The organism is Kitasatospora azatica KCTC 9699 (assembly GCF_000744785.1).
Classification (GTDB): Bacteria; Actinomycetota; Actinomycetes; order Streptomycetales; family Streptomycetaceae; genus Kitasatospora; species Kitasatospora azatica.
Genome location: NZ_JQMO01000002.1, coordinates 1,374,075 through 1,397,329, shown reverse-complemented (window position 1 = coordinate 1,397,329; position 23,255 = coordinate 1,374,075). Strand labels below are relative to the sequence as shown.

22 protein-coding genes are annotated in these 23,255 nt (G+C 73.1%); 13 read left to right on the top strand and 9 right to left on the bottom strand.

The features are described from left to right. Position 1: 1 nt before the first annotated feature. Both ctaD and ctaF read left to right on the top strand, forming a co-directional pair. Positions 2–1,669: an aa3-type cytochrome oxidase subunit I gene (gene ctaD, locus BR98_RS06540; protein ID WP_035841039.1), complete on the top strand. Its 1,668-nt coding sequence runs from the start codon at positions 2–4 to the stop codon at positions 1,667–1,669. Next, positions 1,666–2,067: an aa3-type cytochrome oxidase subunit IV gene (gene ctaF / locus BR98_RS06535; protein ID WP_035841036.1), complete on the top strand. Its 402-nt coding sequence runs from the start codon at positions 1,666–1,668 to the stop codon at positions 2,065–2,067. The genes ctaD and ctaF overlap by 4 nt, the downstream gene beginning before the upstream one ends. Here ctaF and BR98_RS06530 read toward each other — a convergent pair. Both BR98_RS06530 and qcrB read right to left on the bottom strand, forming a co-directional pair. After that, positions 2,047–2,676: a VOC family protein gene (locus tag BR98_RS06530; RefSeq protein WP_035841033.1), complete on the bottom strand. Its 630-nt coding sequence runs from the start codon at positions 2,674–2,676 to the stop codon at positions 2,047–2,049. The two genes, ctaF and BR98_RS06530, sit on opposite strands and share 21 nt — an antisense overlap. A gap of 68 nt (positions 2,677–2,744) precedes the next feature. Next, positions 2,745–4,379 carry a cytochrome bc1 complex cytochrome b subunit gene (gene qcrB, locus BR98_RS06525; protein ID WP_083976042.1) on the bottom strand — a complete coding sequence of 545 codons (1,635 nt, stop codon included), beginning with the start codon at positions 4,377–4,379 and terminating at the stop codon, positions 2,745–2,747. Positions 4,380–4,533: 154 nt separating this feature from the next. Between qcrB and ggt the strand changes: the two genes are divergently transcribed. Continuing rightward, complete coding sequence (ggt, locus tag BR98_RS06520) at positions 4,534–6,327, top strand: gamma-glutamyltransferase (protein WP_035841032.1); 1,794 nt, start codon at positions 4,534–4,536, stop codon at positions 6,325–6,327. A gap of 108 nt (positions 6,328–6,435) precedes the next feature. After that, positions 6,436–7,233, top strand: coding sequence for an exodeoxyribonuclease III (locus BR98_RS06515; RefSeq protein ID WP_035843255.1), 798 nt, complete (start codon positions 6,436–6,438; stop codon positions 7,231–7,233). A gap of 3 nt (positions 7,234–7,236) precedes the next feature. Here BR98_RS06515 and BR98_RS06510 read toward each other — a convergent pair whose 3' ends face one another. Beyond that, entirely contained in the window at positions 7,237–7,911 is a 675-nt protein-coding gene (locus BR98_RS06510; protein ID WP_051969372.1) for a lysoplasmalogenase, read from the bottom strand. 285 nt (positions 7,912–8,196) lie between these two features. Between BR98_RS06510 and BR98_RS06505 the strand changes: the two genes are divergently transcribed. Further along, entirely contained in the window at positions 8,197–9,717 is a 1,521-nt protein-coding gene (locus BR98_RS06505; protein WP_051969371.1) for a DUF2398 family protein, read from the top strand. Positions 9,718–9,738: 21 nt separating this feature from the next. Here the strand turns inward: BR98_RS06505 and BR98_RS06500 are convergent, their stop codons facing one another. The 6 genes from BR98_RS06500 to BR98_RS06475 all read right to left on the bottom strand — a co-directional run bounded on the left by BR98_RS06500 (position 9,739) and on the right by BR98_RS06475 (position 14,629). Beyond that, positions 9,739–9,957, bottom strand: coding sequence for a hypothetical protein (locus BR98_RS06500; protein WP_157537442.1), 219 nt, complete (start codon positions 9,955–9,957; stop codon positions 9,739–9,741). Between the two features lie 144 nt (positions 9,958–10,101). Continuing rightward, the gene (locus BR98_RS06495) at positions 10,102–11,166 is read right to left on the bottom strand and encodes a hypothetical protein (RefSeq protein ID WP_051969370.1); all 1,065 of its coding nucleotides are present in this window, start codon (positions 11,164–11,166) and stop codon (positions 10,102–10,104) included. 97 nt (positions 11,167–11,263) lie between these two features. Then, positions 11,264–12,166 carry an acyl-CoA thioesterase gene (locus BR98_RS06490; protein ID WP_051969369.1) on the bottom strand — a complete coding sequence of 301 codons (903 nt, stop codon included), beginning with the start codon at positions 12,164–12,166 and terminating at the stop codon, positions 11,264–11,266. A 52-nt stretch (positions 12,167–12,218) separates the two neighbouring features. After that, positions 12,219–13,430: an MBL fold metallo-hydrolase gene (locus BR98_RS06485; RefSeq protein WP_051969368.1), complete on the bottom strand. Its 1,212-nt coding sequence runs from the start codon at positions 13,428–13,430 to the stop codon at positions 12,219–12,221. Between the two features lie 199 nt (positions 13,431–13,629). After that, positions 13,630–14,082: a MaoC family dehydratase gene (locus tag BR98_RS06480; RefSeq protein WP_035841028.1), complete on the bottom strand. Its 453-nt coding sequence runs from the start codon at positions 14,080–14,082 to the stop codon at positions 13,630–13,632. A gap of 49 nt (positions 14,083–14,131) precedes the next feature. Further along, entirely contained in the window at positions 14,132–14,629 is a 498-nt protein-coding gene (locus BR98_RS06475) for a pyridoxamine 5'-phosphate oxidase family protein (protein WP_063774712.1), read from the bottom strand. A 107-nt stretch (positions 14,630–14,736) separates the two neighbouring features. Here BR98_RS06475 and BR98_RS06470 point away from each other — a divergent pair, with 107 nt between their 5' ends. The 8 genes from BR98_RS06470 (at position 14,737) to BR98_RS06435 (ending at position 23,234) form a co-directional block, all read left to right on the top strand. Then, a complete protein-coding gene (locus BR98_RS06470; protein WP_035841026.1) occupies positions 14,737–15,585 on the top strand; it encodes a hypothetical protein in 849 nt (282 codons plus the stop codon). Positions 15,586–15,944: 359 nt separating this feature from the next. Beyond that, positions 15,945–16,343: a hypothetical protein gene (locus BR98_RS36070; protein ID WP_051969367.1), complete on the top strand. Its 399-nt coding sequence runs from the start codon at positions 15,945–15,947 to the stop codon at positions 16,341–16,343. A 5-nt stretch (positions 16,344–16,348) separates the two neighbouring features. Continuing rightward, positions 16,349–17,356 (top strand): hypothetical protein, encoded by a 1,008-nt coding sequence (locus BR98_RS06460; protein ID WP_157537439.1) that lies wholly within the window; start codon positions 16,349–16,351, stop codon positions 17,354–17,356. 46 nt (positions 17,357–17,402) lie between these two features. Next, positions 17,403–18,155 carry an SAF domain-containing protein gene (locus tag BR98_RS06455; RefSeq protein ID WP_051969366.1) on the top strand — a complete coding sequence of 251 codons (753 nt, stop codon included), beginning with the start codon at positions 17,403–17,405 and terminating at the stop codon, positions 18,153–18,155. Continuing rightward, positions 18,155–19,525 carry a hypothetical protein gene (locus BR98_RS40115; RefSeq protein WP_063774711.1) on the top strand — a complete coding sequence of 457 codons (1,371 nt, stop codon included), beginning with the start codon at positions 18,155–18,157 and terminating at the stop codon, positions 19,523–19,525. The genes BR98_RS06455 and BR98_RS40115 overlap by 1 nt, the downstream gene beginning before the upstream one ends. 4 nt (positions 19,526–19,529) lie before the next feature. Then, entirely contained in the window at positions 19,530–21,365 is a 1,836-nt protein-coding gene (locus BR98_RS06445; protein ID WP_232247257.1) for a CpaF/VirB11 family protein, read from the top strand. A 43-nt stretch (positions 21,366–21,408) separates the two neighbouring features. Then, positions 21,409–22,347, top strand: coding sequence for a type II secretion system F family protein (locus BR98_RS06440; RefSeq protein ID WP_035841020.1), 939 nt, complete (start codon positions 21,409–21,411; stop codon positions 22,345–22,347). Beyond that, the gene (locus BR98_RS06435; protein ID WP_035841018.1) at positions 22,344–23,234 is read left to right on the top strand and encodes a type II secretion system F family protein; all 891 of its coding nucleotides are present in this window, start codon (positions 22,344–22,346) and stop codon (positions 23,232–23,234) included. The genes BR98_RS06440 and BR98_RS06435 overlap by 4 nt, the downstream gene beginning before the upstream one ends. Positions 23,235–23,255: the final 21 nt, after the last annotated feature.

The following is a 23,255-nucleotide window of genomic DNA, read 5'->3' as shown; positions in this document are numbered from 1 at the left end:
GATGACGCAGGTCGCGCAGGCGGCGGCGCCGAGCGGGGCACGACTGCGCCGGGGCGCCCGGGTGCTGGGGTGGCTGACCACCACCGACCACAAGGTGATCGGCAACCTCTACCTGGCCACCTCCTTCGGCTTCTTCCTGTTCGCCGGGATCCTGGCCCTGCTGATGCGCGCCGAGCTGGCCCGCCCGGGCCTGCAGCTGTTCAGCAACGAGCAGTACAACCAGCTCTTCACCATCCACGGCACGGTGATGATGCTGCTCTTCGCCACCCCCACCTTCGCCGGCTTCGCCAACGCCGTGATGCCCCTGCAGATCGGCTCCCCGGACGTCGCGTTCCCGAGGCTGAACGCCTTCACCTACTGGGTGTTCCTGTTCGGCGGCCTGATGGTGGTCTCCGGCTTCTTCACCAGCGGCGGCGCCGCCTCCTTCGGCTGGTTCGCCTACGCGCCGCTGAACGGGCCGGTGCGCAGCCCGGGCACCGGCGGCGACCTGTGGACCATGGGCCTGGTGGTGGCCGGTATGAGCACCATCCTGGGCGCGGTCAACTTCATCACCACGGTGGTCTGCCTGCGCGCACCCGGCATGACGCTCTTCCGGATGCCGATCTTCACCTGGAACGTGCTCTTCACCTCGATCCTGGCGCTGCTCGCCTTCCCGGTGCTGACCGCCGCGCTGCTCGCGCTCGAGGCCGACCGCCGGTTCGGCACGCACGTGTTCGACCCGGCCAACGGCGGCGCGCTGCTCTGGCAGCACCTGTTCTGGTTCTTCGGGCACCCCGAGGTCTACATCGTGGCGCTGCCGTTCTTCGGCATCATCAGCGAGATCATCCCGGTCTTCAGCCGCAAGCCGATCTTCGGCTACTACGGGCTGATCGCCGCCACCATCGCGATCACCGCGCTGTCCGCGGTGGTCTGGGCGCACCACATGTTCGTCACCGGGCAGGTGCTGCTGCCGTTCTTCTCGCTGACCTCGCTGCTGATCGCGGTGCCCACCGGGGTGAAGTTCTTCAACTGGATCGGCACCATGCTCGGCGGCTCGCTCTCCTTCGAGAGCCCGATGCTCTTCGCGATCGGCTTCCTGGTCACCTTTCTCCTCGGCGGCCTGACCGGAGTACTGCTGGCGGCCCCGCCGATCGACTTCCAGGTCTCGGACAGCTTCTTCGTCGTCGCCCACCTGCACTACGTGCTGTTCGGCACGGTGGTCTTCGCCACCTTCGCCGGCTTCTACTTCTGGTGGCCCAAGATGACCGGGCGGATGCTGGACGAGCGGCTGGCCCGACTGCACTTCTGGCTGCTCCTCCCGGCCTTCCACACCACCTTCCTGGTGCAGCACTGGCTGGGCGCGGCCGGCATGCCGCGCCGCTACGCCGACTACCTGGCCTCGGACGGCTTCACCACGCTGAACACCGTCTCCACGATCGGCGCCGTGCTGCTCGGGTTGTCCACCCTGCCGTTCCTCTACAACGTCTGGTGGACCGCCGGGCACGCGCCGAAGGTCACCGAGGACGACCCCTGGGGCTACGGCCGTTCGCTGGAGTGGGCCACCTCCTGCCCGCCGCCGCGGCACAACTTCCACGCCATGCCCCGGATCCGCTCCGAGTGCCCGGCCTTCGACCTGCACCACCCGCAGTACAGCCGAGCGGTGCTCGAACCCCAGGAGGAGTCGCCGTGAAGACCGAGGCGTACCTCTTCACCGGCTGGGCCGGCTTCTTCGGCGTGATGGCCGCCGTCTACGGCGTCTTCGCCCACGAGCCGGGCGGCAAGGCCGCGCTGATCGTGGCCTTCCTGATGTCCGCGCTGGTCGCGGCCTTCTTCTGGACCCAGTACCTGCGCCGGGCCCGGCGCCCGCAGGACCGCGCCGACGCCGAGATCGCCGAGGGTGCGGGCCCGTTGGACTTCTTCGCGCCGGCCAGCGGCTACCCGCTGCTGACCGCCGTGGGCGTCACCGTGCTCGCCCTGGGCGTGGTCTTCGGGGCCTGGCTGGCGCTGATCGGCTTCGGACTGCTGGTCCCGGGCGTGGTCGGCTTCGTCTTCCAGTACGCGCGGCGCTCAGACGGTGAGAGCCGGTGAGCTGCTGGGCTCCCAGGCGTACCCGTCCGGGTCGGTGAACGCCCCGGCAGCGGCGCCGATCGCGATCCGGTGCGCTCCCGTGCCCTCGGGCGTGACGCCGGCGTCCTTGGCGAGCGCCCGGCGCCGGTACAGCCCCAGCTTGACGGGGCCCGAGTCGGCCGCGAACTCCACGTACATCCGGGCGAAGCTCTTCGCCACGGTGAGGCCGTGCTCGACGTAGAACCGCTTGCTCGCCGCCATGTCCTCGACGCCCAGCAGGAGCACCAGCTCGTCGAACTCCTTGGTGGCCGGGCCGGTGTCCTTCTTGGCGGAGGTCGCGACCTTCCAGACCGTCCCGTCCGGAGCCTGCACGGTGCCGCCGTAGCCCCAGATCGACTTCGTCGCGGGCTTGAGGGTGGTGGCGCCGGCCTCGAGGGCGGCGTTGATCAGCGCGTCGACGTTGCCCGGCCGGGAGGTGGTGAGGGAGAGGGTGAAGCCGCGGAAGCCGGTCGTCGGTGCCGCCGTGGCCCGCAGGCGGAGCCGGGTGTCCAGGCCGAAGGCGGCGGAGTAGAAGTGAGCGGCGGCCGTGGGGTCGGCCACCTCGAGGGTGATGGACTCGATGTTCGTCATGGCTCAAACGCTAGGCGCGGGCGGGTGGCCGACGCTTCTCGAATCCTGATCGGTTCTGCCGCGCTGTCCTACCGCTCCGGGTCCCGGTCCCGGTAGTACCACTCGCTCACCGCCGCCCGCACCCGCTCACCGCGGGACGCGTCCGCCGCCTCGACCGGCTCCGGGGGCTGATCCGCCGTCAGCGTGTACTTCTCCTGCGCCGTCAGCGGGTCGTGGTCCTGCTCGAAGCCGCCTTCGGGGGTCTGGTGGACGAAGCCGGTGGGGGTGCCCCCGCTGACCCGGGCGCGGTCGTGGGACTGCAGGGCCAGGCAGAGCCAGCGGGTGAGCCAGAAGGCGAGCAGGGGGGCGAGGAAGAGCGCGATCCGCAGGGTCCAGTTGAGGGCGTTGACGGAGACGTTGAACTTGTAGGCGATGACGTCCTGGCCGCCCGCGATCAGGAGCACCGCATAGCCCGTGAAGGATGCGACGCCGATGGCGGTGCGGGTGGGCCGGTTGCGCGGGCGGTCGCAGAGGTGGTGCTCGCCGCGGTCGCCGGTGATCCACTGCTCCACGAACGGGTAGGCGTAGAGCAGCATGAACAGGACCAGCGGGAAGAGCACCGCCGGGACCAGCGGGTTCCAGGCGATGGTGTGCCCCCAGGCCCGCGTCTCGACTCCCGGCATCAGGCGCAGGGCGCCCTCGAGGAAGCCCATGTACCAGTCCGGCTGCGCATCCGTGGAGTCCTGGTCGGGGCGGTAGGGGCCGTAGGTCCAGATCGGGTTGATCTGGGCGACGGCGGACAGCAGTGCCATCAGGCCGAAGACCATCGCCGCCAGGCCCCCCGTCTTCGCGACGAAGTGCGGGAAGAACGGCTGGCCCACCACGTTCCGCCCGCTGCGCCCCGGCCCGGCCCACTGGGTGTGCTTGAGGTAGAAGACCAGGATCAGATGGGCCGTCACCAGGCCCAGCAGCAGCCCGGGCAGCAGCAGCACATGGGTGGAGTACAGGCGCGGGATGATGTCCTGGCCCGGCCACTCGCCGCCGAAGGCGAAGAAGGCCAGGTAGCTGCCGACCAGCGGGATGGCCAGCATGAAGCCCTGGGCGGTGCGCAAGCCGGTGCCGGAGAGCAGGTCGTCGGGGAGCGAGTAGCCGGCGAAGCCCTCGACCAGGGCGAGCTGGAACAGCGTCAGGCCGAGCAGCCAGTTGATCTCGCGGGGGCGGCGGTAGGCGCCGGTGAAGAAGATCCGCAGCATGTGCGCCCCGATGGCGGCGACGAAGACCAGCGCCGCCCAGTGGTGCATCTGACGGATCAGCAGGCCGCCGCGGACGTCGAAGCTGATCGCCAGGGTGCTGGCGAAGGCCTCGGTCATCCGGACGCCGTGCAGGGGCGCGTAGCTGCCCTGGTAGACGACCTCGCCCATCGAGGGCTTGAAGAAGAAGGTCAGGTAGACCCCGGTGAGCAGCAGCAGGGTGAAGCTGTACAGGGCGAGCTCGCCGAGCAGGAAGGACCAGTGGTCGGGGAAGATCTTGCGCAGCAGGCCCTTGCCGGCGTCCAGGAACGGCAGTCGGCCGTCCGTCCAGACCGCGGCGCCCTCGGCCCGGCGGCCCCTGCGCTGGTGCTGGGAGCGCTCGGCCGCGTCCCGGGCCTGTCCCCGCAGCTCGCGCAGCTTCCGTACCCGCTCCTGGCGATCCCGCTCGAGCCGCTCGTTGTGCGACCGCCGCATGCGACCCGTACCTCTCGTCCGTTCCGCCCGTCGGACCAGTCTGGTCGGGCCCGCGCCGCCGTGGCGGCAGTGAACCCGGGTGCGGCGTGGGGTTCACCTCAATGGCAGCTTCGGATAGAACAGGGACCTGACGCCGACTCAGGAGGTCTGCCCGATGCGCGTTCCGACCCGTCTCGCCTTACCGCTCGCGCTCGCCCTGGCATCCGCCGCGCTGGGGACCGTCGTCCCCGCGCAGGCCGATCCACTCACTCCGAAGGTCCCCGAGGCCGTCGGCTACGGCGGGGCGGTCGCCTCGGTGGACGCCGACGCCACCGCCGCCGGCATCGAGGTGCTGCGCAAGGGCGGCAACGCCGTGGACGCCGCCGTCGCCACCGCCGCCGCGCTCGGGGTGACCGAGCCCTACTCCTCCGGGATCGGCGGGGGCGGCTACTTCGTCTACTACGACGCCCGGACCGGGCGGGTGCAGACCCTGGACGGCCGGGAGCGGGCGCCGCTCTCGGCGGACAGCTCGCTCTTCCTGGAGAACGGCCGGCCGCTGGCCTTCGCCGACGCCGTCACCAGCGGCCGTTCGGTCGGCGTGCCCGGCACCGCCGCCACCTGGCAGCAGGCCCTCGACCTGTGGGGCAGCCGGCCGCTCGGCGAGCTGCTCAAGCCCGCCGAGAAGATCGCCGACCACGGCTTCACGGTCGACCAGACCTTCCGGGACCAGACCGCCCTCAACCAGGCCCGGTTCCAGGACTTCCCGGCCTCCCGCCAGCTCTTCCTGCCCGGCGGGCAGCTGCCCGCCGTCGGCTCGGTGCTGCGCAACCCCGACCTCGCCGGCACCTACCGCGAACTCGGCCGGGACGGGGTCAAGGCCCTCTACCAGGGCGACATCGGCGCCGACATCGTGCAGACCGTGCAGCACCCGCCGGTCGACCCGGCCAGCAGCCGGGTGGTGCGCACCGGCAAGCTGGACGCCGGCGACCTGGCCGGCTACCAGGTGCACCGGCAGGCGCCCACCCACGTCGAGTACGGCGACTACGACGTGTACAGCATCGCCCCGTCCTCCTCCGGCGGGACCACCGTGGGCGAGGCGCTCAACCTGCTGCAGGAGACCGGCGACCTCTCCCGGGTGGACAGCACGCAGTACTACCACCGCTTCCTGGAGGCCTCCCGGATCGCCTTCGCCGACCGCAACCGCTGGGTCGGCGACCCCGCCTTCGAGCAGGTGCCGACCCGTCAGCTGCTCTCCGAGGACTACGCCGCCGGGCGGGCCTGCCTGATCGATCCGGCGCACGCGCTGAGCAGTCCGCTGGCGCCCGGCGACCCGTACCACCCGGCCGACTGCGCCTCCTCGGGACCGGCGGTGCAGGAGAGTTACGAGGGGCCGAACACCACCCACCTGACCGTCGCCGACAAGTGGGGCGACGTGGTCTCGTACACCCTCACCATCGAGCAGACCGGCGGCAGCGCGATCACCGTCCCCGGGCGCGGGTTCCTGCTCAACAACGAGTTGACCGACTTCTCCTTCGTGCCCAACACGCCCGGGGTCCCCGACCCCAACCTGCCCGGGCCCGGCAAGCGGCCGCGCTCCTCGATCTCGCCGACCATCGTGCTGCGCGACGGCGAGGTGGCCTTCGCGGCCGGCTCGCCCGGTGGGGCCACCATCATCACCACCGTGCTGCAGGTGCTGGTCGGGCGGATCGACCGCGGCCTGACCCTGGAGCAGGCGATCGCCGCGCCGCGCGCCAGCCAGCGCAACCGGTCCGCCACCGAGGCCGAGCCGGCCTTCCTGTCGCTGCCCGAACGGGCCAGGCTCGAGGCGCTCGGGCAGGTGTTCACGTTGAACCCCGAGATCGGCGCGGCCACCGGGGTCGAGCACCTGCCGGACGGGCGCTGGGTCGCGGCGGCCGAACCGGTGCGGCGCGGCGGCGGGTCGGCGGCGGTGGTGCGGCCAACACGATGAGTTGTCGGTGACCGGCGGTAGATTCGAGGACGGGTGACCCGAAGGGGCGCCCGTCCTCGTCTTCGAACTGTCCCTGTCGTCCGCTAGCTGAAGGCCTCCGTCGTGACCCTGCGCATCGCCACCTGGAACATCAACTCCGTGACCGCGCGGCTGCCCAAGCTGCTGGAGTGGCTGGAGAGCGCCAAGCCCGACGTGGTCTGCCTGCAGGAGCTGAAGTGCGCCACCGACGCCTTCCCCTACGAGGAGGTCCGGGCGCTGGGCTACGAGACCGAGGCGCACGGCACCGGCCGGTGGAACGGCGTGGCGATCCTCTCCAGGGTCGGCTTCGCGGACGTGGTCCGCGACCTGCCCGGCCAGCCCGGTTACCTGGCCGACGACGCGCTGCTGCCCTCGCTGGAGCCGCGCGCCATCGCGGCCACCTGCGGTCCGGTGCGGGTCTGGTCGGTCTACGTGCCGAACGGGCGCGAGGTCGACCACGCGCACTACCGCTACAAGCTGGACTGGCTGGAGACGCTGCGCCAGGACGTGCTCGCCGACGCGGCGGGGGAGCGGCCGTTCGCGGTGCTCGGCGACTACAACGTGGCGCCGACCGACGAGGACGTCTTCGACACCGCCGCCTTCGAGGGCCAGACCCATGTGACCCCGCTGGAGCGCGCGGCCCTGGCCAACCTGCGCGAGGCCGGCCTGGCCGACGTGGTGCCCCGCGCCCTCAAGTACGACCGCCCCTACACCTACTGGGACTACCGCCAGCTCGCCTTCCCGAAGAACCGCGGCATGCGGATCGACCTGGTCTACGGCAACGCCCCGTTCACCGCCGCCGTCACCGACAGCTACGTGGACCGTGAGGCCCGCAAGGGCAAGGGCACCTCGGACCACGCGCCCGTCGTCGTCGACCTGGCGCTCTGACGCTCAGTTCTCCTGCTCGGCCTTCAGCGCCGCGGTGGCCAGCAGGTACTGGGCGGTGATGTAGGTGGACATGATCCAGAACTCGTGTCCGGGCAGCTGCTTCCAGCCGGCCAGGCGGGTGGCGATCAGGGTGTCGGAGAGCAGGAAGAGGCCGCCGCCCAGGCCCCCGCGCAGGCCGAGGCCGGCGGCGGTGACGGCGGTGCCGGCCAGCAGCAGGCTGTAGCCGGCCACCGGGACCTTCAGGGTGCCCAGGCCCGGCCAGAGCCGGCTGAGCATCACCGCCCAGGCCGTCGCGTAGGCGGCCGCGGTGATGGCGATCCGCCGACGGTCGGTCAGCGCGCCCTGCTGGGCGAACATGGTGATGTAGCAGACGTGCGCGGTGGCGAAGGCACCCATACCGGCCAGGAAGGCCGGTTCCGCGTCGACCTGCAGCAGCGTGTCGCCCGCCGTGCTGGCCAGCAGGGCGGGGGCCAGCAGCCGCGGCAGCCGCTCGGCGCCGCTCACCGCGTGGGCGGCCAGCAGCGGCATCAGGGCCGGCTTGGTGGCCTGCTCCACCACATGGGTGTCCGTCAGCAGCGAGCCGAGGTGCGCGGCCGAGGTGGCGGCGAAGGCGGTCAGCAGACCCTTGGCCCGGCCGGCGAGCTTGCTGTCGGCGAAGGTGGCGAGGCTGGTCAACATGCGGTGGAGCCCTCCGGGCTGGTCAGCGGGCCGGGCCCTCGGTGAGGTGGCGGATCCGGTCCCGGACGATCAGGATCCCGCCGAAGTTGCCGTCCAGGCACGATAGGCGACGTCGGCGGGTGGCCGGAAGAGGCTGTTACCGACGCGTAGGCGGAGCTTTCGGTGCGTCGGCCCTCTAGGGTCCAAGCCTGCGTCACCGAGCGGGGATGGTGCCTTAGGCTGTCCCGTCGGGACTCAGGGCTGATCCCGGACCAGGGCGGAAGTGGCAGCACGGCGGAGGGGTGCGTGAACGGGGGCGGAGCGCTGCGTGGCACCGAGCCGGCCGTCGGCACGCTGACCCTGCGCCGGGCGGCGAGACCGGCCGAGCCGGTGGCCGCGAGCGCCACGGTGTCGGGCCGTCAGTGCGAGGCGGCGGAGCTGCTGCGGCTGGCCGAGCGGTTCGCCGGGTGCGAACCCGAGCAGGCCCACGAGCTCTTCACCGACGCCTTCGGCCTCTACGGCGCCCGGCACTTCGGCACCGCGCCCAGGCCCGGCGACGGGGACCTGGTGGCGGTCAGCTGGTGGCACGGGCCGACGGTGCGTCACTCGGTACCCCGGGCCCGGCGTGGGCGACGGCAGGCCGACGGCAGCCAGGTCGCCGCCCCCCGCCGAAGTGGCGGACGCCATCGCAAGGCCGATGCGGAGGCGGCGCTGGCGACCGAGCGGCGGGCCGCCGCGCGGATGCTGCTGGCGCACCCGCTGGTGACGGCCACCGGCCCGCACGCACAGGCCTTTGCGCTGATCCACCGTCATGCGCAGTGGTTGACGGAACGCTTCGCCGAGCTGCTGGGGTATCCGCTGATCGTCTCCGGCTCCTTCGCCCGGCTGGTGAAGACGCCGCTGGGGGCGGGCGCGCAGCGCGGCCTCGGCTCCTTCACCCCGCGGGGGTACGCGGCGCTGGCAGCGGGGCTGTCGGTGCTGCTGCTGGGGCCGCAGCGGTGGCCGGTGGGGCAGCTGGCGGCGCGGATCGCAGAGTCGATATCGCCAACTTTCGAAGCGTCGGACGCTGAGGCGATCGACCTGGCGATCGACCTGCTGACCGAGTGGCAGGTGCTCAGCAGGGCCGCCGGCGAGGAGTGGGTCGGGGTGGACCACGCGCTGGCCGCCGCGCTGGCCGCCGGCTGCCGCCCGGCGCGGCCGCAGGACCCGCCGGTGCCGCGCACCACGATCCCGGTGGCGGTGCGACGGCGGCTGGCCGAGTCGCCGGTGCTGCTGCTGGCCGACCTCACCGCGCTGGAGCGGGAGTGGCTGCTGGAGTCGCGGCAGCGGGAGATCGAGACCTTCGCGGACTTCCTGGGACTGGCCACCGAGATCCGCAGCGAGGGCTTCGCGCTGCTCGACCCGGCCGACGAGTTGACGGACCTTCGGCTGCCCGGCCCCGACACGCTGGCGCACGCGGCGCTGCTGCTGGTCGAGCGGCTGGTCGACCAACTGCGCCCGCTGCCCGCCGAGCCCGCCCCGGTCGGCGTGCCGATCGCCGAGGCGCTGATAGACGGGATCCTCGGGGACGTCGCCGACGAGTGCTGCAGTGGCGAGCACGGGGCCGACGCCGACTGGCGCCGCGCGCATCTGGCGGACCGGGCCGCGTTCCGGCGCGAGGTGCTCGACCTGCTGCACCGGATGCGGCTGATCGCGCCCGCCGCCGCCGACGGCCCGGGTGTGCCGGCCCGCACGGGCTGGACCCTGTTGGCCCCCGCCGCGCGCTATGCCGCCGAGTTGAACCTGCAGCCCGCCCCGGGGACCGGCCGCCACTCCCGCAAGGGCTGATGCCCGCCCGGGAGGGTCCGCTCAGCGCGAGGCGCTGGCGCCGATCAGGAAGGGCTGGTGCTCGAACGTCTCCACGGTGGCACCCACGCTGAGGCCGCCGAGCGCGACCGAGGCCACCACGGCGGCGCAGGCGAGCAGCCGGCGGTGGCGCTGGGGCAGCGGGAAGCGCGGTGCCTCCGGAGTGCCCGGAGTGCCGGCGGGGCCCGTCAGCGGGCGGGCCGGGAAGCGCGATTCGTCCATGATGGTCAGCATTCCAGTCGGGTGTTAAACGATGACTACACAGGGGTGAACGCCGTACCGGCGGGACGCGGCGACTTGGATCATGCATCCGCTCGGCTCTGGTTCAGCGCCACAGCGACCCCACGCGTCACACCCCGATCAGGGCTATCGCCGACGGAGTACCGCCGGCACGGCCGCGGCCAGGAGCTGCTGGGCCATCCCGTAGAAGAAGATCGGCAGCAGCACCGCCGGATGCCCGCTGAACTGGGTGCCCGCGAGCGCGGCCGCGGCGCTGGTGTTGTTCATGCCGGTGGCCAGGGTCAGCGCCGCGGCCTCGCCGGGGCCCGGGTGCGCGCGGCGGGCCGCGAACCAGGCGCACCAGCCGACCGCGAACGGCGCCGCGCAGACCGCGACGCCCGAGACCAGGGCGAGCGCCACCAGCACCGGCCGGGGCCGCAGCGCGATCTCGCCGAAGACGCCGGCCGCGTTGAGGCAGGTCAGCCCGAGCGCGTTGAGCAGTCCGAGGAGCCGGACCCAGGGCAGCGCCCGGGCCCGTGGCCGGCCGCCGCGCAGCCGCCCGGTGAGTCGGCGGGTGGCCAGCCCGGCCAGGCAGGGGGCGGCCACCCAGAGCAGCATGAACCGGCAGGTGCCGTCGGCCCGGGCCAGACCGTCCAGCACCGCCCGCGGGCCCGGGGCCTCCGGCTCCTCGGCCAGGGCCAGGCCGAGCGGCACGGTCAGCGGGCTCAGCAGCGTGGTGGCCAGCACCAGGCCGAGGCTGAGCGAGGCGTCCGCCTGCGCCTTGGCGCCCCAGGTCTGGGCGGCGCCGGCCACCGGCATGGTGGCGGTCAGCGAGAGGCCCACCACCAGCCAGAGCGCCTGGTGCTGCTCGGGCCAGCAGTCGGCGGCCCGCTCGGCGCCGAGCAGCACCACCATCCGCAGCACCAGCGCCACCCCGAGCCCGGCCAGCAGCAGACCGGGGCGCAGCAGCGCCCGGGCCAGATCGGCGGCCTGGGTCTCGAAGCCGCCGATGAACATCGCGGTGAGCAGTATCAGCATCGGCGGGGTGCAGCCGGGCACCGGGTGGCAGTGCCGCAGCACCGCGACCGGTGCGTGCAGCAGGCAGCCCGCGGCGCAGGCCAGCAGGGTGACCGGGAGCAACCGGGCCCGCAGCGCCCGGTCGGTGGCCTGGCCGCGCCACCCGTAGGAGAACGTGACCGTCTGGACGGACATGGATCGGGCGGCTTTCAGTCGGACCGAGCAGAGCGTCTGTCAGCATGGCACACGAACTGACGCTGCGTCATATCCGGTAAACGGAACGTGCTCGCATTCACTCCTGCGGGGGGCGGGTGGCCCGGACCGGCTTGCGCTCGCGCAGCAGGGTCTCCTGGACGGCGGAGGCCACCAGTACCCCGTCCCGGTCGTAGAACTCGCCGAGCGCCAGGCCGCGGCCGTCCGAGACCGACGGGCTGCGCTGGGCGAAGAGCAGCCACTGGTCGGCCCGGAACGGGCGGTGGAACCACATCGCGTGGTCCAGCGAGGCCAGCGTGATCCGCGGCGGCTCGTGCCGCTGGAACCGGTGCGGCTGCAGGTGCAGGGCGGTGGTGGAGGCCAGGGTGAGGTCGGACAGGTAGGTCAGCGCGCAGACCTGCAGCAGCGGGTCGTCGGCCGGCAGCGGCGAGGCGGAGCGCAGCCAGACGAACTGCTGCGGCACCCCCTCGCACTCCGGCGGCAGGCCCTTGGCGTCCGAGGGGATGAACCGGATGTCCAGCGAGCGGAAGCCGGCCGCCTTGCGGAAGTCCTCCGGGTCGGCCTCGGCCCAGACCGGGAACGGGTCGGGCAGCTCCTCCGGGCCCGGGACCTGCGGCATGGTGCGCCGGCGGTCGCCGGAGACCTCGGAGGACTTGAACGAGGCCGAGAGGGTGAAGATCGCCTCGCCGCGCTGAACCGCCGTCACCCGCCGGGTGGCGTAGGAGCGGCCGTCGCGGATCCGTTCCACCTGGTAGACGATCGGGCGGGCCGGGTCGCCCGGGCGCAGGAAGTAGCCGTGCAGCGAGTGCACGTGGCGCCCCGGCTCCAGGGTGCGCCCGCCGGCGGTCAGCGCCTGCGCGGCCACCTGGCCGCCGAAGGCGCGCAGCGGGGCGCCGGCATGGCACCGGCCGCGGAACAGGTTCTGTTCCAACTCCTCGATCTGGAGCAGGTCGAGGAAGGTGGCGGCCGGTGCGTCTGTCATTGGGCCATGATACGAACCGCTGTCCGGTGCACCGGTGCCGTACGAACCGGCGTCAGGCGGGGACCTCGTCCTCGCGCGACGGCACCTTCTCGGTGTTCGGCACGGCGGGGACCGGGGTGAGCCGTTCGGCGTCCTTGGGCAGCGCCGCCACCGAGCGCCACCACAGCCGGGCGGGCGGCGGGTCGGCCGGCTCGAACGGTTTGCCCGGCACCGGCACCGCCACCGTGGCACCGAGCGCCTGAGCCGCCGCCAGCGTCCGCTCCACCGGCTCCTCCCAGGGGTGCGGCGCCAGGTTGAAGGTGGCCCAGTGGATCGGCAGCAGCAGCTCGCCCTTGACGTCCAGGTGCGCCCGCACCCCCTCCTCGGGGGTCATGTGCACCTCGGGCCAGAAGTCGCTGTAGGCGCCGACCTGCACCATGGTCGCGTCGAACGGGCCCAGCTCGGCGCCGATCCGCTCGAAGCCGGGGAAGTAGCCGGTGTCGCCGCTGTGGAAGACCCGGTGCTCGGGGCCGGCCACCGCCCAGGAGGCCCAGAGGAAGTGCGTGCTGGTGCGCGGGCCGCGGCTGCAGTAGTGCCGGGCCGGGGTGGCGGTCAGGGTGAGGCCGGCGATCTCGGCCGACTCCCACCAGTCCAGCTCGGTGATCCGCTCGGCCGGCACGCCCCAGTGCTCCAGGTGTGCGCCCACCCCGAGCGGGGCGGCGAACTGCGCGCCGCTGCCGATCAGCGCCCGGATCGAGGTCATGTCCAGGTGGTCGTAGTGGTCGTGGGAGATCACCACGACGTCCACCGGGCCGAGGTCGGCCAGTCGGATCGGCATCGGGTGCAGCCGCTTGGGTCCGATCCACGGGAAGGGCGAGCAGCGCGTGCCCCAGACCGGGTCGAACAGCACCCGGCGGCCGTCCAGCTCGGCGAGCACGGTGGCGTGGCCGAGCCAGCTCAGCCGCAGGCCGGAGGCGGGGGCGGTGGCCAGCTCGGCGGAGCGCAGCTGGTGCACGGGGATCGGCTGGGCGGGCAGCCGGCGGCCCTGGCCGCCGGTCAGCTGGGCCCGGGTGATCTCCAGCGGCGAACGCTCGTAGACCAGTCGGCGGGTCGGCACCGGGTTGCGGAAGGCGCCGTCCTGGAAGTTCGGGCTGCTCAGGATCCGCCGCAGGCGCGCACCGGTGGGCTCGGCGCCGAAGGGGTCGGTCCGTACCCGCCGCCAGCCGGCAGCCGTCAGGTCGCGCAGGCGGGGGGCGAGGGACGGGCTGGGGACGGAGCCGGACACGGCACCTCCTAGGAGCGTTGGACGGCAGCGGCACCACGCCGAGCGGGCACCCGGTCACCCGGTGCCCGCTCGATACGATCAACACTTCATCGGGAGACTACCCAACGCATGCGGACCGGGCGCGGTGGATCGCTGGATCGCCCGCCGTTCGTGGCGCAGCGTCAGGTCCACAGTCCTGAAGGGTCGGCTGTCCGCCGGGTCACTCGTAGAAGCGGGTGATCGTCTCGGCGACGCAGTGCGGCTTCGGGCTGCCCTCGCTGACGATGGAGAACCGGACCACCGCCTGCCGGCCGCCGGGCACCTGGTCCACCGAGAGCAGCTCGGCGGTGGCCCGCACCGGAGTGCCGACCGGTACCGGCGCCGGGAAGCGCACCTTGTCGGAGCCGTAGTTGACGGCCATCCGGATCCCGCCCACGCTGTAGCACTCCTTGGCCAGCAGCGGGATCAGCGAGAGGGTCAGGTAGCCGTGCGCGATCGGGCCGCCGAACGGGCCGGCCTTGGCCCGCTCCGGGTCCACGTGGATCCACTGGTGGTCACCGGTGGCCTCGGCGAACAGGTTGACCTGCTGCTGGGTCACGGTGTGCCACTGGCTGGTGCCGAGTTCGGTGCCGACCGCCGCGGCCAGCTCGTCGAGGGTGGCGAAGTCCGTCATGCTGCGCTCCTTTGGATCCCAAGGGTGCCCGTCGGGGTGGAGCGTAGCCCTACCGACCGGTCACTTGACCGTGGGGTACCGGATCAGCGGTTGCCGGATCGTCAGTTACCGGGTCGGCAGTTACCGGGTCGGCCGGCGCGAGCGGACGGAGCCGACGGCCGGTCACCAGCTCGGCGGTGAGCCGGACGAACATCGGCTGCGGCTCGGGCAGCCACAGCCGCGGGCCGGAGCGCAGCAGGGCGGCCCGCGCCCGCGGCTCGCGGACCACCTCGGCCGGGCCGTGCAGCACCACGCTCCAGCCGGTCCGGTTGCGCTCGTCCAGCCGGTCCGCCTGGAAGGCGGCCACCGTCCCGTCCAGCGCCCGGGCCACCGCGTCGTCGGGCAGCAGGGCGAGCAGCAGTCGACCGTCGGCCTCGACCTGGAAGGCCACCGGCACGACCCGCAGCAGGGCGTGCGCGGTGTACACCACGCGCCCGATGGGCACGGTGCTGAGCAGCCGCAGACACTCTGCCTCGCTCAGATCCTCGATACGGTCGACCTGGTCCATACCCTGATGGTGCGCCCGCCTCGGGCGGACCAGTAGGGCCCATGGTCCCGGAGCGGGGGACCGATGGTGCAGTGGGAACGGCGAACCAGTTGATGAGGGGTGCGGGCATGGTGGGGACGACTGGTGGGGTCGAACTTGTTCTGATCGGCGCGAACGGCGGTCCCGAGCGCAGTTTCGCCGGCTCCGCGCAGGCCGCCCAGGGCGCCGAGGTGCTGGCCCAGGCACTGCCCGGGGTCCTGTTCGACAGCGGTAGCAGCGGCTGCCGGGTCACCGTGGTGCCGGCCGCTGCCGACGCCAACACCATGCTCACCGTGCTGCGCGACGCCGCCCGGCAGGAGGGACGCCGCCTGGTGGTCGGGCTGCTCGGCCAGCTGGTGGTGGACCCGCGCGGGCGCCGGCTCGCCCTGGTCACGGCCGGCAGCACCCCCGACAACGCCTATCGGCGCGGCCTGGCCTGGGACTGGGTGGTGAGCACCATGGTGCACGGCGCCCAGGAGGAGGCGCTGCTGCTGGTGGACGCGGTGGCCGGGCCGCAGGTCTGGGAGGCGATCGGCAGCGGCGACCATGGCGCGGCGGAACTGCTCGCCCACTCCCGGGTGCCGCTCTGGGGGCGGATCGGCCCGTACCAGGGCGGTCGGCGCGGCCGCTCGGCGATCCTGCCCGGCGGTGAGGGGTCGTTCAGCTGGGCGATCGGGCGGGTGCTGGAGCGCGGTGTGCCGGGCCTGCCCGCCGCCGTCGGTCCGGCCGAGCTGCAGCCGGCGGTGGCGGCCGAACTGGCCTGGGGTGAGTTGGCGTCAGGGACCGAGGCGCGGTTGCTCGTCCCCCCTGCGGGTGGCCGGTTGTTGCTGCGGAATCGGGCCGCGGTGCGCGGTGCATTGGCCGGATTGTCGGTTTCCGAAGAACTGTTGGCAGTCTTGTGGCGCGAAAGTGCCCCAACGGATCCGGCTTCCGACTAAGGTCAGGGCCAGCAACTTCACTTGGGGCAGAGGTTTTCTGCCAACTTCGGCCAGCTGTCGGGCAGTGGCGGCAAGGTGGGGCTATGGGCCGTTGCAGGGCTTTGTTACGCCTACGGGCGCTCGGGGTCGGTGCGGCGCTGCTGAGCACGCTTTTCACGGTCGCGGCTTGCGGGCAGAGCGGATCGGCGGGGCAGGCGCAACGGCTGTCGACTGCCGTGCCCGGTGGGACTGGTGGGGATTCCGGGATTTCCGGCGGCTCGGGGGATTCCACGGGCGCCAGTGGGGGTACAGCGTCGGATAGCGCTTCGGGTGGGGGGACTCCAGCGCCGACCGACGGTGCCGACGGCGCCGTCGGCCGGGTGGTGTTGCGGACCTATCAGGACTGGTGGGCGGCCCAGGTGAAGGCGTACGCGGGCGATGACCCGAGCGGGGCGCAGGTGCGGGTGTACTCCAATGGCAAGGCACTCGGCGATGTGCTGTTGAGCCTCCATTCACTGCGCGACGCCAAGTTGGTGATGACCGGGCAGCCGAGCAATTCCCCGGTGGTCCAGAATCTCGATCTGAACAGCTCGCCGCAGACCGCAGTGATCGAGGACTGTGTGGACGTCAGCGGATGGCACCAGACCGATCCCGCCAACGGATCGTTCAAGGATGCCCCGCAGCATCTGACCCGCTATCCGGCGAAGGCCGTGCTGGAGATCAACGCGGGTATCTGGAAGGTGTTCGAGTTCAACCGTGAGGCGGGCCGGACATGCTGAGCACAATGCGTCGCACCCTCGGTCAACTTCTGCTGCTGATCGGACTGGTGGCTGCGGCAACGATTCCCGCGCAGGCGGCGACGTCGAGCGGTGGAATCAATCCCTGTGTGGTGCTGGCCATTTGCGTCGAGATCGACGCGCCGGGCAGTACCGGCTCACCGGGAGGTGGCGGTGGGTCCAGTGGCGGCGGCGGTGGCGGCACCGAGGCGCAGTGCGCCTGGCACGGGGTCCAGCACCCGTGCTGGGACCCCGACCTCGGCTGGTTCGACACCACGAGCGGCTGCTACTTCACGCCGGAGGTCCCGCAGCCCGACCCCGGGTCGACGCAGTGGGAAGGCAAGTACGGCAGCGGCACCGTCTACCTGACCACCTGCTACGACGCGGCCAACAATCCCACCGCGGGCACCAGGTGGCTGTCCAAGCCACCCAACGTCACCGCAGCACCGCCGACCCCCGGCACGGTGGCCCAAATGGCGATCAAACAGCTGAGGTTCGCCCGCCCGATCGAGCACATCGACCCGAAGAACGGGCAGATGCTGGTCGGCGTGAAGGCCTGGCTCTGGTACGAGACCTCGCCGGCCACCCATGACGTCACGGTCGGGCCGCAGAGCACCACGGTCTCGCTCAACGGTGTCACGGTGACCGCCACCGCTACCCTGAACAGCGTGGTCTGGGACCTCGGTTACGCGATCGCCGGGGTGGAGCAGACGGTGACCTGCCACGGTCCGGGCGTCCCGTACGCCGCGGGGCTGGAGCAGAACCCGCCGGCCGACGCCTGCCTGGCCTCCTTCGACAAGCTCTCGCCCAGCACCGGCGCCCCGCCGAGCACCGGCCCCAAACCCACGGCCTCGCCCTCGCCCGGCGGCGGCTTCTGGCCGGTGGCCACCGAGATCTGGGACGTCACGACGGTGGACGACAACAATCCGACCGTGAAGCCCTGGCCGGACCTCCAGTACAAGGTGGCCGGCGCCCCCGTGCAGTTCCAGGTCAACGAGCTCCAAGTACTCAACTGACCTGTCCCAAGCAAGAGTCGAGCTCCTCCAGGAAGGCCGAAGTCCGATGGAGAACCGCACCTTCTCGTCGCCGACCCTCGGCACGCCCACCGCCCCGGCCGTCGCGCCCGCCAGAGGCGAGGCGCGCCCGGTGGCGCCCTCGCGCTCGCTGAGGGCCCGGCGGCGCCGGCCCGGCGTGATCGCGATGGCGGCGGCGTTGATCGCGGCCGGCGGGCTGGGTGGCGCGGTGCTCTACAACAGCACCGGCCAGCGGATCGCCGTCCTGGCGCTGGCCCGCGACATCCCGTACGGCCACACCATCACGGCCGACGACCTGGTGGTGGCGCGGATCGCCAGCGACCCGGCGCTGGCGCCGGTCAGCGCCGCCGACCTGACCCGGGCGATCGGCCTGCGGGCCACCACCGACCTGCACCGCGGCGCGCTGCTGCTGGCCAGCGACCTGACCAACGCGGTGGTGGTGCAGCCCGGGATGCAGCAGGTCGGCCTGCCCGTGCACGCCAGCCAACTGCCCGCCGCCGGGGTGGAGGTGGGCCAGCGGATCGTCATCGTGCTGATCACCGACCAGCCGGCCGGCGGACCGCCCGCCGCGCCGCAGACCATGAACGCGGTGGTGGCCCAGCTCGGCAAGGGCGGCGACAGCCAGGTGATCGACGTGGCCGTGCCACAGGGCGACGCGGCCAAGCTGGCCGGCTGGGCGGCCGGCGGCAAGTTCCAGATCATCCTGGCACCCAGGACGGGAGCTGACGCTCCGTCCGCATCGGCGAGTCCCAGCCCCTCGCGCTCCGCCGGGAGCGCCTGATGGCCGTGATCGCGGTGACCGGCGGGCCCGGGGCCCCCGGCGCCACCACCTCGGCGCTGGCCCTGCTGCTCTCCTGGCCGCTGACCCCCGGCCGCAAGGTGATGGTGGTCGAGTGCGACCCCGACGGCGGGGCGGCGCTGGCCGGCGCCCTGGAGGGCCGGGTCGAGGCGGTGTACGGGCTGCGCAACCTGGCCGTCGCCGACCGGCGCGGCCTGCTCGCACAGACCCTCTGGGACCAACTGATCGACATCTCGCCGGAGGGCGAGGGCGAGCGCCTGCTGCTGCCCGGGCTGACCGACCCGGCCCAGGCCACCGGGCTCGCCTACACCTGGGAACCGCTGGTCGAGACCCTGCACGCGCTCGAACCGCAGGGCTACGACGTGCTGTTGGACCTCGGCCGGTCCGGCGCCTTCGGCCCCGGCGCGGTGCTGGCCCGGCGGGCGGACGCGGTGGTCGCCACCGTGCGCACCACGCTGCGCGGGCTCAGCTCCGCGCGGCCCCGACTGGCCGCGCTGCGCGAGGACCTGGAGACCGCCGGCACCGGCGCCGACGCACTCGGACTGCTGCTGGTCGCCGAGGGGCCGTACCCACCCGCGGACATCACCCGGGAGTTCGGGCTGCCGGTGCTCGGGGTGCTGCCCTACGCGGCGCGCACGGCGCGGGTGCTCTCGGACGGCGGGGACAGCACGGACCGGCGGTTCCTCAGATCGGAGCTGATGCGCACCGCGCGCACCGTCGCCGACCGGATCCAGACCGTGGTGCGCCAGCGCCGGGAGCGGCTGACGCCGATCGGTGGGCCGGTCCGGGAGCAGGTGGTGGCCGCCGCGCCGCCGACCGAGTCGCTGACCCAGCAGCTGTCCCAGCCGCTGGGTGTGCCGCTGGGTGCGCCGACTGCCGCGCCGGTGGCGGACCACGGCTGGGGTGCGCCACCGGCGGGACAGCCGCCGGCCTACCCCGTCGCGGGGGCCGGCTGGGGGCAGCAGCAGGCGTACGCGCCGCCCTCGGGCGAGGTGTACGAGCCGGTGGCGGCGTACCAGGAGGCGCCGCAGTACCAGCAGCAGTATCCCGGCCAGCAGCAGTACCCGGGCTATGAGCGGCAACCGGGCTATGAGCAGCATCCCGGTTATGGACAGCCCCAGCAGCCGTACCCGGTCGACGCGGCGACCGAGCCCGCCGTCGGCCCGGTCGCCGGGCAGGCCTTCGCCTCACCGGCGGGGCAGGTGTTCGTCCCGCAGGCCGGGCCGGTGCAGGTGCGGCCCGGCCCCCAGCCGCCGCTGGCCGGGATAGCGCCGCAGCCGGCAGCGCCGGAACCGTTCCGGGCGCCCGCGGAGGGCGTCGAGACCCAGGGGGAGGTGCTCCGTGCGCGGTAGCCCGATGCGTGACCGTGCCGCCGCCGACCCGGGCGCACTGCCGTGGACGGTCGAGCCCGAGGAGGCGGAGCAGCAGAGCGCGTACCAGCAGCAGGGCGCGCCGCCGCCGGCCCAGGTGCCGCCCGGCCAGGTGCCGCCTGCCCAGGTGCCGTCCGCCGCCGGGTACGGCGCGACCGTGACGCCAGGACCGGTGCTGGCCGGACCGGTGGTGGCCGGTCCGGTGCGCCCGTCCGACCGCCCGACCGGGCAGTTCACGGGCCCGTTCACCGGGCAGTTCAACGGTCCACCGCCCGCCACTGGCCAGCCGTGGTCGGTGCAGCCGCCGACCGCGTCCACCCCGACGGCCGCCCCGGCGCCGACCGCCGTGCCCGTGCCCAGCTCCTGGGCCCAGCCCTCCCCGACTGCGCTGCCGGTGCTGCCGACCCCCGAGCCCTGGGCCGCCACCGCGCCGCCCCCGCCGGTGGTCGACCCCCAGGTGGCCCGCGAGCTCAAGCGCCAGGTGGCCTCCGAACTGCACCAGCAGATCTCCCGCCTGACGGCCACCCAGGGAATGGAGGTGGACCGCGCCACCCGCCGCCAGCGCGGTCGGGCGCTGATCGAGGAGACGGTGGCCCGCTGGTCCGACGCCTATGCGCAGACCCACGGCGTCCCCCCGACCCGGGAGCAGGACCGCGCGCTCTCCGAGGCCGTCTACGACCTGCTGTTCCGGGCCGGCCGGCTGCAGCCCTACCTGGACGACCCGGAGATCGAGAACATCCTGATCAACGGCTGCGACGACGTCTGGGTCTCCCGGGTTCACCAACCGCTGCGCAAGGTCCCGCCGGTGGCCGACACGGACGTCGAACTGGTCGAGCTGCTGCAGGACCTGGCCCGGCAGCACGGTGGTGGCGAGCGCAGTCTGAGCTCCGCCAGTCCGACCCTGGCGCTGCGCCTGGAGGGCGGCATGCGCCTGCAGGCGATGACCGAGGTGACGCCGCGCCCGTATGTCGCGATCCGTCGCCACCGGGTCGCCTCGGCGACGCTGGCCGACATGGTGGCGCTCGGCACCGTGGACGCCACCATCGCGGCCTTCCTGGCCTCGGCGATCCGGGCCCGGAAGAACGTGATGATCACCGGCACCCAGGGCGTCGGCAAGACCAGCCTGCTGCGCGCGATGGCCGCCGAGATCCCGCCGGACGAGCGGATCGGCACCCTGGAGTCGGAGTTCGAGCTCTGGCTGCACACCCTGGGCCATCTGCGCCAGGTGGTGCCGATGGAGGCGCGGGAGGGCAACGGCGAGCGGATCGACGGCAAGGTGGCCGGCGAGCTGTCGATCGGCGAACTCATCCCGGCCGCGCTGCGGATGACGCTCTCGCGGATCATCGTCGGCGAGGTCCGCTCCGGCGAGGTGGTCCCGATGCTGCGGGTGATGACCAACGGCGAGGGCGGCTCGATGTGCACGCTGCACGCGCGCGGCCCGCACATGGTGGTCGACCGGATCGCCGAACTCTGCCTGGAGTACGGCTCGCACATGACCGACACGCTCGCCTACCGGCTGACCGCCAACGCCGTCGACCTGATCGTGCACGTCGCGATGGTGGACGAGACGGCGGTCGGCGGGCGGCGGCACCGGTTCGTCTCGCACGTGCTCGAGGTGACCGGCCTCGGCGAGCAGGGCCGGCCCGCACTGAACACCGTCTTCGGCCCGCGCCCGGAGATCGGCGAACCGCGCGCCGTCCCGCACACGCCGCCGAACTGCCTGGACGACCTGCGCCGGGCCGGCTTCGACGCGGGGCTCCTGCAGTCCGCGTACGGGAGTTGGACGGCTCCGCTCTCGCTGCGGATCGGCGGGCTGCGATGACAGTCTTCCTGACGGTCCGTCAATTCCGCGTAAGGGGGCGCTGATGCTGCTCTTCGCCCTGTGCGGGCTGCTGCTCAGCGGCGGCCTGGTGGTGCTGGTGGTCGGCCTGCGCGGCAGCAGTGCCGAGGCCGCCGAGCCGAGCCCGCTGGCGACCCGGCTGCATGTCCTCTGGTACGGCGCCCCCGGCACGCCGGACCCCGGCACCGTGCGGATGCGCCGGATCCAGCTCGCGCTGAGTCTGGTCGCCGCGCCGCTGGCCTGGCTGTTCAGCCGGATACCGGTCACCGTGGTGCTGGTCCCGATGCTGGTCTTCGGCCTGCCCTGGCTCTTCGCGGCGACCCGCTCCGACACCCGGCAGATCACCCGGCTGGAGGCGCTGGCCGACTGGACCCAGCGGCTCTCCGACGTGCTGCTGCTCGGCACCGGCCTCAACCAGGCGCTGATCACCAGCCGGCGCACCGCACCGGCCGCGCTGCAGACCGAGGTCGAGGACCTGGCGGCCCGACTGCAGGCCCGCTGGCGGGTGGAGGACGCGCTGCGCCTGTTCGCCGACGCGGTGGCCGACGCCACCGCCGACAAGGTGCTCGCCGCGCTGCTGCTGCGGGCCGGTGACAGCGGCCCCGGACTGGCCCGCGCACTGGCCGACATGGCCGAGTCGGTCCGTGACGAGGTGCGCCAGCGCCGCTCGATCGAGGCCGACCGGGCCAAGCACCGGACCACCATCCGCTGGCTGGTCACCATCATCCTGGGGGTGATCGCCGTCGGCTCCTTCAACGACCGTTACACCGCGCCCTATCACACGCTGATCGGCCAGGTGGTGCTGGGCGTGCTGGCCGGGCTGTTCGTCGCGGTGATCGGCTGGATGCGTTCGATGGCCGCCAACAAGCCGCTGCCGCGGCTGCTGGAGGTCGACCGGCGCAGCCGGGTCGGGGCCATGCCCGGGCAGGCCGAGGAGGCCGCACCGCTTGAGGAGGTGCGGTGATCGTCTCGCCCTGGGCGGTGCTGGCGGGCTGCGTGGTGGCCGCCGGTCTCGCCCTGCTGATCGCGGAACTCCGCCCGGCGCCACCGGACCTGAGCCGGGCGCTGGACCGGCTGCACCGACCGCCGGTGGAGCACCAGACGGCCGCCGACCAGGCCGGCACCGGCTGGTACGACCGGCTCGGCGACCGCGCGCTGGTGCTGGCCGGTTCGAAGGTGCCGCTGCAGTCGCTGTCGCTGATCGGCCGCACCCCGGCCCGGTTCATGGCGCACAAACTGCTCTTCGCGCTGGTCGGCCTGGTGCTGCCCGGCTACCTGTCGGCGATGGCCGCGCTCACCGGGTTCGGCCCGCCGATCGCGCTGCCGGTGCTGATCAGCCTGGGACTGGCGATCGGCGGCTGGCTGCTGCCCGACGCGGTGGTGCAGAGCGAGGCCAAGGAGGCCCGGGTCGAGTACCTGCACGCGATCGCCGCCTACCTCGAACTCGTCGCGCTGGAACGGGCCGCCGACCACGGACCGGCCGAGGCGATGCGGCGGGCCGCGGCGGTCGGCCACGGCACCGTCTTCCGGCGGATCCAGGACGCCCTGGAACGCGCCGCCACCGACCGGGTGCCGCCCTGGGACGGGCTGGACGCGCTGGCCGCCGAACTCGGCCTCGGCCCGCTCCAGGACGTCGCCGACATCATGCGGATCTCCGGCACGGACGGCGCCGCCGTGTACGACACCCTGCGGGCCCGCGCCAAGGGCCTGCGCGACGAACTGCTCGCCGCGGACCTGGCCGAGGCCGGGGCCAACAGCGAACGGATGGTGGCGCCCGGCGCGGCGCTCACCCTGCTCATGACCGTCCTGATCGTGTACCCCGCGCTGTACCAGATGCTCCATGTGTTCTGACATCCCGTCCGGCCCACCGGA

What these genes read in the sequence shown, in the direction of transcription:
- BR98_RS06470 (WP_035841026.1), top strand. Translation starts at nt 14,737, where the DNA reads ATGGTGGGGACGACTGGTGGGGTCGAACTTGTTCTGATCGGCGCGAAC.
- BR98_RS06460 (WP_157537439.1), top strand. Translation starts at nt 16,349, where the DNA reads ATGCGTCGCACCCTCGGTCAACTTCTGCTGCTGATCGGACTGGTGGCT.
- BR98_RS06500 (WP_157537442.1), bottom strand. Translation starts at nt 9,957, where the DNA reads ATGGACGAATCGCGCTTCCCGGCCCGCCCGCTGACGGGCCCCGCCGGC.
- BR98_RS40115 (WP_063774711.1), top strand. Translation starts at nt 18,155, where the DNA reads ATGGCCGTGATCGCGGTGACCGGCGGGCCCGGGGCCCCCGGCGCCACC.
- BR98_RS06440 (WP_035841020.1), top strand. Translation starts at nt 21,409, where the DNA reads ATGCTGCTCTTCGCCCTGTGCGGGCTGCTGCTCAGCGGCGGCCTGGTG.
- ctaD (WP_035841039.1), top strand. Translation starts at nt 2, where the DNA reads ATGACGCAGGTCGCGCAGGCGGCGGCGCCGAGCGGGGCACGACTGCGC.
- BR98_RS06530 (WP_035841033.1), bottom strand. Translation starts at nt 2,676, where the DNA reads ATGACGAACATCGAGTCCATCACCCTCGAGGTGGCCGACCCCACGGCC.
- BR98_RS06475 (WP_063774712.1), bottom strand. Translation starts at nt 14,629, where the DNA reads ATGGACCAGGTCGACCGTATCGAGGATCTGAGCGAGGCAGAGTGTCTG.
- BR98_RS06445 (WP_232247257.1), top strand. Translation starts at nt 19,530, where the DNA reads ATGCGTGACCGTGCCGCCGCCGACCCGGGCGCACTGCCGTGGACGGTC.
- BR98_RS06480 (WP_035841028.1), bottom strand. Translation starts at nt 14,082, where the DNA reads ATGACGGACTTCGCCACCCTCGACGAGCTGGCCGCGGCGGTCGGCACC.
- BR98_RS06510 (WP_051969372.1), bottom strand. Translation starts at nt 7,911, where the DNA reads ATGTTGACCAGCCTCGCCACCTTCGCCGACAGCAAGCTCGCCGGCCGG.
- BR98_RS06490 (WP_051969369.1), bottom strand. Translation starts at nt 12,166, where the DNA reads ATGACAGACGCACCGGCCGCCACCTTCCTCGACCTGCTCCAGATCGAG.
- BR98_RS06455 (WP_051969366.1), top strand. Translation starts at nt 17,403, where the DNA reads ATGGAGAACCGCACCTTCTCGTCGCCGACCCTCGGCACGCCCACCGCC.
- ggt (WP_035841032.1), top strand. Translation starts at nt 4,534, where the DNA reads ATGCGCGTTCCGACCCGTCTCGCCTTACCGCTCGCGCTCGCCCTGGCA.
- qcrB (WP_083976042.1), bottom strand. Translation starts at nt 4,379, where the DNA reads ATGCGGCGGTCGCACAACGAGCGGCTCGAGCGGGATCGCCAGGAGCGG.
- BR98_RS06495 (WP_051969370.1), bottom strand. Translation starts at nt 11,166, where the DNA reads ATGTCCGTCCAGACGGTCACGTTCTCCTACGGGTGGCGCGGCCAGGCC.